At 66.5% G+C, this 11,590-nt stretch carries 9 protein-coding genes; 5 read left to right on the plus strand and 4 right to left on the minus strand.

Annotated elements, in window-relative coordinates:
• Positions 1-4: 4 nt before the first annotated feature.
• The gene (locus GEV05_28140) at positions 5-475 is read left to right on the plus strand and encodes an EVE domain-containing protein (GenBank protein MPZ47164.1); all 471 of its coding nucleotides are present in this window, start codon (positions 5-7) and stop codon (positions 473-475) included.
• Between the two features lie 163 nt (positions 476-638).
• On the plus strand, positions 639-1,643 hold the full coding sequence (locus GEV05_28145) for an amidohydrolase family protein (protein MPZ47165.1): 1,005 nt from the start codon (positions 639-641) through the stop codon (positions 1,641-1,643).
• A gap of 326 nt (positions 1,644-1,969) precedes the next feature.
• Here the strand turns inward: GEV05_28145 and GEV05_28150 are convergent, their stop codons facing one another.
• The 4 genes from GEV05_28150 to GEV05_28165 form a co-directional block, all read right to left on the minus strand.
• A complete protein-coding gene (locus GEV05_28150) occupies positions 1,970-2,536 on the minus strand; it encodes a GNAT family N-acetyltransferase (GenBank protein ID MPZ47166.1) in 567 nt (188 codons plus the stop codon).
• Positions 2,537-2,593: 57 nt separating this feature from the next.
• Positions 2,594-3,805 carry a CoA transferase gene (locus GEV05_28155; protein ID MPZ47167.1) on the minus strand — a complete coding sequence of 404 codons (1,212 nt, stop codon included), beginning with the start codon at positions 3,803-3,805 and terminating at the stop codon, positions 2,594-2,596.
• A 226-nt stretch (positions 3,806-4,031) separates the two neighbouring features.
• On the minus strand, positions 4,032-4,412 hold the full coding sequence (locus GEV05_28160) for a response regulator (GenBank protein MPZ47168.1): 381 nt from the start codon (positions 4,410-4,412) through the stop codon (positions 4,032-4,034).
• A 295-nt stretch (positions 4,413-4,707) separates the two neighbouring features.
• Positions 4,708-7,647, minus strand: a complete 2,940-nt coding sequence (locus GEV05_28165) for an FAD-binding protein (protein MPZ47169.1) — start codon at positions 7,645-7,647, stop codon at positions 4,708-4,710.
• 357 nt (positions 7,648-8,004) lie between these two features.
• Here GEV05_28165 and GEV05_28170 point away from each other — a divergent pair, with 357 nt between their 5' ends.
• The 3 genes from GEV05_28170 to GEV05_28180 form a co-directional block, all read left to right on the plus strand.
• Positions 8,005-9,213: an aminotransferase class V-fold PLP-dependent enzyme gene (locus GEV05_28170; protein MPZ47170.1), complete on the plus strand. Its 1,209-nt coding sequence runs from the start codon at positions 8,005-8,007 to the stop codon at positions 9,211-9,213.
• A gap of 90 nt (positions 9,214-9,303) precedes the next feature.
• Positions 9,304-10,107 (plus strand): alpha/beta fold hydrolase, encoded by an 804-nt coding sequence (locus GEV05_28175; protein MPZ47171.1) that lies wholly within the window; start codon positions 9,304-9,306, stop codon positions 10,105-10,107.
• 209 nt (positions 10,108-10,316) lie between these two features.
• A partial coding sequence (locus GEV05_28180; protein ID MPZ47172.1) for a PAS domain S-box protein occupies positions 10,317-11,590 on the plus strand: 1,274 nt, incomplete at its 3' end.

Consider the following 11,590-nt stretch of genomic DNA (forward strand, 5'->3'; position numbering starts at 1 on the left):
ACCTATGCGCTACTGGCTGATGAAATCCGAGCCCGATGCCTACAGCATCGACGACCTCGCCCGTGACAAGACCACGGCCTGGAACGGCGTGCGTAACTACCAGGCGCGAAATTTCATGCGCGACCAGATGCAGATCGGCGATCAGGTCTTTTACTATCACTCCAATTGCGACCAACCGGGCATCGTTGGCATCGCCGAGGTCTCGAAGCTCGCGTATCCCGACGAAAGCCAGTTCGATCGCAAGACCGACTACTACGATCCGGAGTCGACGCGCGAAGACCCGCGCTGGCTCAATGTCGACATCCGCTTCGTGAAGAGAATCGGCCCGGTGAGCCTGCCGGAGCTGCGCAAGCACAAGGAGCTCGCCCGCATGCGCATCCTGCAGCGCGGCAATCGGCTGTCCGTGACGCCGGTCGATCCCGCCGAGTGGAAATACATTCTGCGCCTGGCCGAGAAGAGCGGCCGCAACCGTTAGAGAACGTCGTCTTTTCCGCATACAAGCCGTAGGCTGTCATTCCCGCTATGGCGGAAATGACTTCTCGCTAAAGCGGGAGTCCAGGGTAGTTCTTGTCCTGGGCCCCCGCTTGCGCGAGGGAGACAACCTTTAGAGCGCCACAGATACTGGAGGAGAACCCATCATGGCGACTGCGCGAACGATCGACACGCATGCGCATTTCTTTCCACCGAGCTACCTCGACCTGATCGCCAAGCACGGCGGTCGCTGCGGCGCCAGCGTCGTGCGCGACGACCGGGGCCAGATCTTCATCCAGGTCGGGTTGCTGCTGCGCACCGGGCCGATCGTGGCCGCGTTCCACGATCTCGACGCCCGCATCGCCGAGATGGATCGCGAAGGCGTGGACGTGCACGTCCTGTCGCTGACGCAACCGATGGTCTACTGGGCTGACGATCAGCTTGGGCTCGACCTGTGCATTGCCTTCAACGACGCGATCAGCGAGGGTCATCGCAAGCAGCCGGAACGCATCTACGGTTTCGCCTGCCTGCCGATGCAGAATCCCCGGCTCGCCCTGGAAGAGCTCGAGCGGGCCGCGAAACTGCCCGGCATCCGCGGCGTCTACATGGCGACGGTGGTACGCGACCGGGATCTATCGGATCGAAGCTTCTGGCCGGTCTACGAGCGCTGCCAGGCGCTGAACCTTCCCATCTTCCTGCACCCGATGATGGTCAACAACGAGCGCATGAAGCAGTACTACCTCATCAACCTGCTCGGCAACCCGTTCGAGACCGCGATCGCCGCCTCGCACCTGATCTACGGCGGCGTCATGGACGCCTTTCCGCAACTGGAAGTGAGCCTGCCGCATGCCGGCGGCGCGCTGCCCATCCTGCGCGGGCGCCTCGACCAGGGTTGGCTGATCCGACCGGAATGCAAGCACCTGCCGCGGCGCCCGAGCGAATACCTGCGCCGCTTCACCTACGACACCATCAGCTACGACACCGGCATCCTGGCGGACCTGGTCAAGCTGGTCGGCGCCGACCGGATCATGATGGGCACGGACTACTGCTTCGATATCGCCTATACCGAGCCGGTGCAGGTGGTCGAGCAGACGCCGGGGCTGAGCGAGACGCAGCGCGCGCAGATTCTCGGTGGGAACGCGCGCCGGCTGCTGAACATCGGCAATTCCTGACGATCTGGTAGGTTTCGGGGGCGGGGCGGTCTGCAGTAAACCACACCACCCCGTCGGCTGCGCCGACACCCCTCCTCATGAGAGGAGGGGAAGGCTCAAAACCATCCGTCCCAAGGAAGGTAAGGTTCAAAGCCTTTCCCCTCCTGATCAGGAAGGGGAGGTTCAAAGCCTTTCCTCTCCTGATCAGCAAGGGGAGGTTCAAACCCTTTCCTCTCCTGATCAGCAAGGGGAGGTTCAAACCCTTTCCTCTCCTGATCAGCAAGGGGAGGTTCAAACCCCTTCCCCTCCTGATCAGCAAGGGGAGGTTCAAACCCTTCCCCTCCTTGTCAAGGAGGGGCGGGACGCGACAACGTCGCGGACGGGGTGGTCTCGGCTGACACGGTTATATCCCCGCCGCCGATCGAGCACTGCATCAACACGCTGTCCACCCAGCGCCCGTGCTTGAAGCCCACGTCCTTCAGCACGCCAACCATCCTGAAACCAAGTGCGGCGTGCAATCCGATCGACGCGCTGTTGCCGCTGTCGCCGATCACGGCCACGATCTGGCGCAGGCCCAGCCGCTCGCAGCGGGCGATCAGCTCGGCGAGCAGCGCCCGACCCAGCCCTCGCCGCGCGATACCGTGGCGCACGTACACGGAGTTCTCGACCGCGAAGCGGTAGGCCGAGCGGCTTCGATAGGGGGCTGCATAGGTATAACCGAGGACGCCGGATTCGTCTTCCGCGACCAGATGGGGAAGCCCCCGGGCAAGCACGTCGGCCCGGCGGCGCGTGAACTCGTCGACGTCGGGCGCCACTTCCTCGAACGACGCGAGGCCGTTCTCCACGTGCCAGGCATAGATCTCCCGGATTGCCGGGATGTCTCCCGCGATCGAGTCGCGCACGATCAGGGTCATGCTCCGCTCCCCGCCTTTACGACCTGCGCTAGCCCGACCTCCACAGTACGGTTGGGGCTAGATCGCGCCGGCGGCACGCAAGGCCGCAATCTCCTCGCTCGATCGACCGAGCACACTGCCCAGCACCTCGTCGGTGTGCTGGCCCAGCACCGGGGGCGCGGCCGCGAACTCGAGCGGCGTGCCGGAGAACTTCATCGGGCTCACCACCTGGGGCACCTTGCCGGCGCCGGCGTGAGGCAGCTCCTGCAGCATGCCGCGCGCCTTCACCTGCGGCTCCTCGAACACTTCCTTCAAGGTGTTGATCGGACCGCACGGGACGCCCGCGGCTTCGAGCGCGGCTACCCACTCGCGCGTGCTCCGCGTCCGGGTGACCTCCTCGATCAGCGGCTCGATGGCGGCGCGGTTGCGCACGCGGTCGGCATTGGTCGCGAAGCGCGGATCCTGCACCAGGTGCTGGCAGCCGGCCACGTCGCAGAACTTGCGGAACAGGTTGTCGTTGCCGCAGGCGATGATGACGTCACCGTCGCGCGTGCGGAAAGGCTGATACGGGACGATGTTCGGGTGAATATTGCCGGCAGGCAGCGGCGCGACACCCGTGGAAAGATAGTTCATCGCCTGGTAGGCGAGCACCGCGACCTGGCAGTCGAGAAGCGCGAGGTCCAGGTGCTGGCCGCGTCCGGTCTGCGCGCGATGCGCGAGCGCGGCGCACACCGCGATGCTGGAGTACATCCCCGTCATGATGTCGGCGATCGGGATGCCGACGCGCTGCGGGCCCCCGCCCTTCTCCCCGGTCACGCTCATGATGCCGCCCATGCCCTGGATCATGAAGTCGTAGCCGGGCTTCTCCCGGTCGGGGCCGGTCTGACCGAAGCCGGTGATCGAGCAGTAGACGAGCCCGGGATTGATCTGGCTGAGCTGCTCGTAACCCAGCCCGTAGCGGGCGAGGTCGCCGAACTTGTAGTTCTCCAGCAGCACGTCGGCCTTGGCCGCCAGCTCGCGCACGAGCTTCGCGCCCTCGGGCTTGGAAATGTCCACGGTGACCGACTTCTTGCCGCGGTTGGCGCAGCAGAAATAGGCCGACTCGTGGGTCTCCTGGCCGGCGGAATCGCGGATGTACGGCGGCGCGAAGGCGCGCGAATCGTCGCCCTTGCCCGGGCGTTCGATCTTGATCACTTCGGCGCCAAGATCGCTCATGTTCTGCCCGGTCCAGGGGCCGGCCAGCACGCGCGTCATGTCCAATACACGGATATGGGATAGCGGTCCTGCCATTTCTGACTACCTTTCGTTGCTGATCGACGGTCGCGGCGCGGCGCACCCGCCTGCCGCAAATCGGCCGGCAAGCTGCGCGAACGGATGAATGTGCGGGGAAGCGCGAAACCAGCGCAATCGTACAGGAAATCCGGCCGGCTTCGGCCGGCGAGCAGCGGCTAACGCCTGCGGCATAGCCGCCGCGGATTGTCCCGCGTGGCCCGGCTTCGAGGCTCGAACGCCCCGATCAGGCGGCGGCCTCGCCGTGCGATGGCTGCTGCGGGAACAGCGCGTTCAGCGTAGGCAGCAGGTCTCGCGCCACCCGACTCTTGGGCACGAATGCGTCCGCGCCCGCGGCGGCGGATTCGCGACGCATCTCCTCGGTGTCGTGCAAGGTGACCACGATGATGGCGGGCGGCCCCACCAGCGCCTTGATGCGGCGAATGGCGGCGAGCCCGCCGATTCCAGGCATCTCGAGATCCATCAGCACGGCGTCGGGGCGATCGGCTGCGATGCGGGCGAAAGCGAGCAACCCCGATTCGACCCGGTCGCACACCGTCACGCGGGTGTCCTCGCTCAGCAGACCGACCAGACGATCGGCGACCACAGGGTTGTCGTCGACCACCATCACGCGCAGGGCCTGCGTTTCCATATCCGATCTCCGACGATGCCCGTACTGTTTGTAGCACAGCTCGAAGAACATCAAAAGCACGAACAGCTGGGGCATAGTGTCCTGAGTCCGAAATTCGCCGCGCAAAAGATGCCGAGAATCGACGCCATACATTGTCGTGAATCCTCGCCAGGTGTCCAACCTGGCTGCGGTTCACTTCGCGTCTGGCGCCGATTTCGACACTTTTGCCACTCTCGGGCGCGGGGCAGACGATCGGGGTTGCAGCGACGAATCCCGGACTCAGGACACTGGCTCAGTTCATCGCGGCTTGCAGCACTCTTGCAACGTGGATCGCTTCGCGCCCGGCGCCGTCGCGGATCTGATGTCGACAGCTGGTGCCGTCGGCGACCAGCAGCGTATCCTCGCCGCTTGTCCGGATTCGAGGCAGCAGGCTCGCTTCGGCCATCTTCATCGAAACCTCGTAGTGCTCGGCTTCGTAACCGAACGCGCCCGCCATTCCGCAGCAGCTGGATACCACGGTCTCGACCTCGAGCCCGGGCACGAGCTTCAGCACCCGCTCGACGCTCGGCATCACGTCGAACGCCTTCTGATGACAATGGCCGTGCAGCAGCGCCCGCCGCTGCGGCAACGCGTGCAGCGCCAGATTCAATCTGCCCGCCTGAGCCTGAGCGTCCAGGAATTCCTCGAGCAGATAGGCATCCAGGCTCACGGTACCTACCTCGGCCGCGGGCAGGATCGAGAGCAGCTCGTCGCGCAGTGTGAACAGGCACGATGGCTCCAGGCCGATCACGGGGATGCCGCGCTCGACATAGGGGTTGAGCGCGACCAGCAGGCGACGCAGCTCCACGCGCGCTTCCTCGACCAGGCCCTGAGCGAGGAACGTTCGGCCGCAGCACAGCGGCCGCGCGCCGGCGTCGGGCCGAACCAGATGAACGACGTATCCTGCCTTGCGCAGCACGGCCACCGCGGCGCGCAGGTTCTCCGGCTCGAAGTAGCGGTTGAACGTATCGGCGATGAGCGCCACTTCATGATGCTCGGCGCCCGCGCCGCATTGCTCCCGCGACGCCGGCTGTGGCCGCGCGCGCGCCTGCTGGCGCACGATCTCCCGATCGCGGAACCAGTCGCCGCGCCAGCGCGGGAGGCTGCGCCGCGCGGAGAAACCGAGCAGGCGCTCGCTCGCGCGAGCCAGCCCCGGCAATCGGTCGCGCAGGTTCAGCAACGGCGACAGGCGCGCGCCCCAGGGCGCATAGCGCGGCAGGGAGGCGATCAGCCGCTCGCGCGCATTCAGGGGATGGGTCTTGCGCCAGTGGTACAGCGCCTCGATTTTCATGCGCGCCATGTCCACACCGGTCGGGCATTCGCGCTTGCAGCCCTTGCACGACACGCACAAGTCGAGCGCGTCGATCACTTCGGGCGAGGCGATGCCGGCCGCACCGAGCTGGCCGGAAAGCGCGAGCCGCAGCGTATTGGCACGCCCGCGCGTCAGGTGCTGCTCGTCGCGCGTTGCCCGGTACGACGGACACATGGTGCCGGCGTCGAACTTGCGGCAATGGCCGTTGTTGTTGCACATCTCGACGGCCTTGTCGTAGCCGCCCCAGGCCGACCAGTCGAGCACCGGCTTGAGCGCAATCGTCCGATAGCCCGGCTTGTAGCGGAATAACGCCGAATCGTCCTGCTTCGACGGGCTCACGATCTTGCCGGGGTTCATGAGCCCGTTCGGATCGAAGCGCCGCTTGATCTCGCCCAGCACGGCGGTGAGCCGCGGCCCGAAGAACGGCGCGATCCACTCCGAGCGCACCAGGCCGTCGCCGTGCTCGCCCGAATACGCGCCCTTGTACTCCTTCACCAGTGCACACGCTTCCTCGGCGATGGCGCGCATCTTCTGCGCGCCATCGCGGCGCATGTCCAGGATCGGGCGCACGTGCAGCGTGCCGACCGAGGCATGCGCGTACCAGGTGCCGCGCGTGCCGTGCTTGTGGAACACTTGCGTGAGCCGGTCGGTGTATTCGGCCAGGTGCTCGAGCGGCACGGCGCAGTCCTCGATGAACGATACCGGCTTGCCGTCGCCCTTCATCGACATCATGATGTTGAGCCCGGCCTTGCGTACCTCCCACAGATCGCGCTGCAGGCTCGCATCGGTAATCTGCACGACGCTTCCGGGCAATCCCAGGTCGCCCATGAGCTCGGCCAGTTGCCGCAGCCGCTCGACCTGCGTGGCACGATCGTCGCCGGCAAACTCCACCAGCAGGATCGCCTCGGGCTCGCCCACGATGCAACGCTCGACCGTGGGACGAAACGCCTCGTTCTCGCGCGCGAGCGCGATCATGGTGCGATCGACCAGCTCGACCGCGACCGGATCGAGCTTGACGATGTGCTGCGCCGATTGCATGGCATCGTAGAAGCGCGGGAAGTGACAGACGCCGAGCGTCTTGTGCCTGGGCAGCGGGGCGAGCTTCAGGTGCACGCGCTCGAAGAACGCGAGCGTGCCTTCGCTGCCTACGAGCAAATGCGCGGCGTTGGCATGCGGCGGCCCCAGATGATCGAGGTTGTAGCCGGCCACGCGGCGCAGCACCTTCGGAAAGCGCGCGGCGATCTCTTCCCTTTCGCGCTCGTACAGCGTGCGCAGGTATTGCGCCAGCGCCGAATAGCCCTCGGGCCACGACGATTCGGCCGGATCCTCCGCGATCGGGCCGAACCGGTAGCGCTCGCCGCTCACCAGCATGGCGTCGATCGCCGCCACGTTGTGCACCATGTTGCCGTAGGCGATCGAGCGCGAGCCGCAGGAATTGTTGCCCGTCATGCCGCCGATGGTGGCTTGGGCGCTGGTCGAAACATCCACGGGAAACCACAACCCGTGCGGACGCAAAAAGGCGTTCAGCCGATCGAGCACGATGCCGGGCTGCACCACCGCGCTGCGCTGCTCGACATCGAGACTCACCAGCTCGTTCAGGTACTTGCTGTGGTCGACGACGAGCGCGGCCCCCACGCTCTGCCCGCATTGCGAGGTGCCGGCGCCGCGCGGAAGCAACGGCACTTGCATCTCGTTCGCAATGCCGATCGCGCTGCGGGCGGCCTCTTCGCTGCGCGGCAGCACGACGCCGACCGGCTCGATCTGATAGATCGACGCATCGGTGGCATAGCGCCCGCGCGAAGCGGCGTCGAACAGCACTTCGCCGTCGACCTCGCGCGCGAGGCGCCGCGCCAGAGGGGATTGCAAGGCCGAATCAGGCATCACCTGGCGTCCTGAATCAGAGATTCGTCACCCCCGCGAAGCTTGCCCCCGAATGCTCCTATCGGGGGGCGGGGGTCCAGGCAAAGCTTCGGTCTGGATTCCCGCATGCGCGGGAAGTCGCTTCCGCCATAGCGGGAGCGACAGATGTGCGACGCACTCAGATTCATCACACTAGCGCGCCTTCGCCGCGCCGCAGCCGGCGCAACCGCGAAACCGGTATGACAGCGAGGCAGGCATGTCGCGTCCTTGACAGGCAACGGCATACATTCTACTTTCACTTGGAGAACAAGGCATGCGGCGGCCCGCAGCCGCACGTCGCCAAACGCACATCCCTCAAACCCATTCGGCGAGGAATCCATGCCCTACAGCGCCGGCCGTCATTTCCTGCAGATTCCCGGACCGACCAACGTGCCCGAGCGGGTATTGCGCGCCATCGACCGGGCGACCATCGATCATCGCGGGCCGGATTTTGGTGCCCTGGGGCGCGAAGTCCTGAGCGGCATGCAGGCGGTATTCCGCACGCGCTCGCCGGTGGTGATCTATCCGGCGTCCGGCACCGGTGCCTGGGAAGCGGCGCTGGTGAATGCGCTCGATCCCGGCGACCGCGTGCTGATGGCGGAAACCGGCCATTTCGCCACGCTCTGGAAAACCATGGCAACGAAGCTCGGGCTCGCCCCCGAGTTCATCCCGGGCGATTGGCGCCACGGCGCCGACCCGGCCGCGATCGAAACGCGGCTGAGCGAAGACCGCGACCACGCCATCAAGGCGGTCTGCGTGGTGCACAACGAAACGTCCACCGGCGTCGTGAGCCGCATCGGCGAAGTGCGCGCGGCGATCGATCGCGCCCGCCATCCGGGGCTGCTCATGGTCGACACCATCTCGTCGCTCGCCTCGATCGACTACCGCCATGACGAGTGGGGCGTGGACGTGACCGTCGGCGGCTCGCAGAAGGGGCTCATGCTGCCGCCGGGGCTCTCGTTCAACGCCGTGAGCGACAAGGCGCTGGCCGCGGCGACGCGCGCGCGCATGCCGAAATCCTACTGGTCGTGGGAGGAGATGCTGGCGGCGAACAAGAACGGCTATTTCCCCTACACGCCGGCGACGAATCTGCTCTACGGACTGCGCGAGTCGCTGCACATGCTGGTCGAGGAAGAAGGCCTGGAGAACGTCTTCCGGCGCCACGCTCGCCACGCCGAGGCGACGCGGCGAGCGGTGCAAGCCTGGGGGCTGGAGATCCAGTGCGCGAACCCGGCCGAATATTCGGGCTCGCTCACGGCCGTGCAGATGCCTGCGGGGCATAGCGAGGTGGCCCTGCGCAAGGTCGTGCTCGAGCACTTCGACATGTCGCTCGGGAGCGGCTTGGGGAAAATCGCCGACAAGGTGTTTCGCATCGGCCACCTGGGCGATTTCAACGATCTCATGCTGCTCGGCACGCTGGCGGGGGTCGAAATAGGGCTCGAGCTGGCCGGCGTGCCGCATCGCAAGGGCGGCGTCACGGCCGCAATGCAACACCTCGCCGAAGCGGCGCAAACAGCGAAACGACAACCGGTACGAAGCGCGGCTTGAATCCGCCGCATCGGCTTCGCCCCCATGGCAGTCACGCGACGACACCCAGCCGCCATGGCACGCGGGCGAAAGGCGAGGCGCTACAATGCGATGGCGAAGTCGGCATCGCGCTCGGTTCGTGCGGCCATTGCTTTCGCCCCGCTGCTCGCCAGCGCGCTGGTGGCCACAGTCTTCGTCCTCACCGGCTTGCCGTGCGCGCACGCCCAGAGCGCCGACTATGCGCGCGAGCAGCGCTGGGCGCAGGAGATCACGCCGGCCATCCTGGTCGGCGAACCCGTGCAGCTCGAGCTCGCTTCCGGGCGCACCTTCCTGGCCATCCATACCGGCGTGGCGAAAGCCCGCGGCGCCGTCATCGTTGTCCATGGCAGGGGCGTGCATCCGGACTGGGGGCTCGTCAATACGCTCCGCAGCGCCTTGCCGGAAGACGGCTATGCGACGCTGTCGATACAGATGCCGGTGCTTGCGGCCGACGCCCCGCCGGAGGAATATCCAGCCACGTTTCCGGAAGCCACGGAACGTCTGCGCGCCGCGCTTGCCTGGCTGCGAGGGCGCGGTCATCGCGCCATCGCCATCGTCGCTCACAGCATGGGAGCGCGCATGAGCAACGAGTTCCTGGTCACGACGCCGCAACCTGAAATCGTGGCATGGGCGGCGATCGGCCTGAGCGGCGAATTCGTGCGGCCCGAACGCCTGCGCTTGCCGGTGCTCGATCTGCACGGCAGCCGCGACCTGCCTGCTGTGCGCGCCGGGGCGCCGCGCCGCGCCGAGACGTTGCGGGGCATGGCGGCCTCTTCGCAGGTGCAGGTGAGCGACGCGGATCATTTCTTCACCGACCGCGAGGATCAGCTGCTGCAATGGGTTCGACGCTTCCTGGACCGGACGCTCGCGCGATGAGCCCGGCGTGCTCCCCCGGCAGGCTGTAGTATGCCGCCCCACGTCCGAGGAGAACGGCAATAGCGCCCCGTATTCCGCGGCAACCGCCCCAGCCGCCCCAGCCGCCGGAGTCGCCGGCTGGAACGCGCGTCGCGCGCCGTGCAGCGCGTCAGTCGGCCATTGCCGCGCTCGGTCAGGAAGCGCTGGCCGGCACGGCGCCCGATGTCCTCATGGAAGAGATCGTGCGGGTGCTGCGCGACGTATTCCGGGTCGAGATCGCAGAGGTCCTGGAGCTTTTCGACGCAGGCAAGCAGTTGCGGGCACGAGTGAGCGCAGGCTTGAAACCGGTTGCCTTCGGCCGGCGCGTGCTCAACGCCGCGGGAGATTCGCAGGCCGGGTACACCATTCAACACAACGCGCCGGTGATCGTCACCGACTTGCGCGCCGAGGCGCGTTTCCGCCCCTCGCCGACGCTGCTCGAACACGGGGTGGTCAGCGGAATGAGCGTGATCATTCGCGGCCGCAGCCACCCCTATGGCGTGCTCGCCGTGCACGCAACCCGGCGCCGGCGCTTCGACGCCGACGACGCCAATACGCTCACCGCCATCGCCAATGTGCTCGGCATGGCGATCGAGCGCGCCGCCACCGAGGCGCAGTTGCGCGCGAGCGAAGCGCAGAGCCGTTTCCTCGCCAGCATCGTCGAGCAGTCCGAGGACGCGATCCTGACGCGCGATCTCGACGATGTCATCATGAGCTGGAACCCCGGCGCGGAGCAGCTCTACGGCTACAGCGCCGAGTATGCGATCGGGCGCAAGGCGCGCGAGCTGCAACTGCGCAACCTTTCGGAGCGCGATTACGAGCGGCTGTTGGCCCGGATCCGCGGGGCGCACCGCGTCCGCTTCGAGTCGCGCTGCACCACCCGCGGCGGACAGTCCGTGTATGTGTTCGGCACCGCCGGACCGATGTACGACGATTCCGGCCAACACATCGGCGAGATCGTGGTCGCGCGCGACGTTACGGCGCTGCGCGAGACGCGCAACCAGCTCATGCAGCTCAACAACGACCTGGAACAGCGGGTGGCGGAACGCACCGCGCAGCTCGAGACCGCATACCGCGAGGCTGAGGCGCTGTCGTACTCGATCGCGCACGACTTGCGCGCGCCGCTGCGTGCGATCAGCGGCTATGCCAAGATCCTCGAGGAGGAGCTTACGCCGATTCTGCCGGATACCGCGCAGAACTATCTGCAGCGCATGTACGGCAACGCGGTCCGGTTGGGAACGCTGATCGATGCGCTGCTCTCGCTGCAAAGGCTGTCGCGCCAGCCGCTCGCACGCACCCGTGTGCGCCTCAACGAAGCGGTGGAAGACGCGCTCAACTGGCTGCGCAGCGAGCAGCCCGGACGCGAGATCGATATCGCGGTGGAAGATCTGGGCGAAGCCGAGATCGACCCGGCGCTGATCCGGCTCGCGTTTGCCAACCTGCTTTCGAACGCCATGAAATTCAC

The sequence above is a fragment of the Betaproteobacteria bacterium genome (genome assembly GCA_009377585.1).
Classification (GTDB): domain Bacteria; phylum Pseudomonadota; class Gammaproteobacteria; order Burkholderiales; family WYBJ01; genus WYBJ01.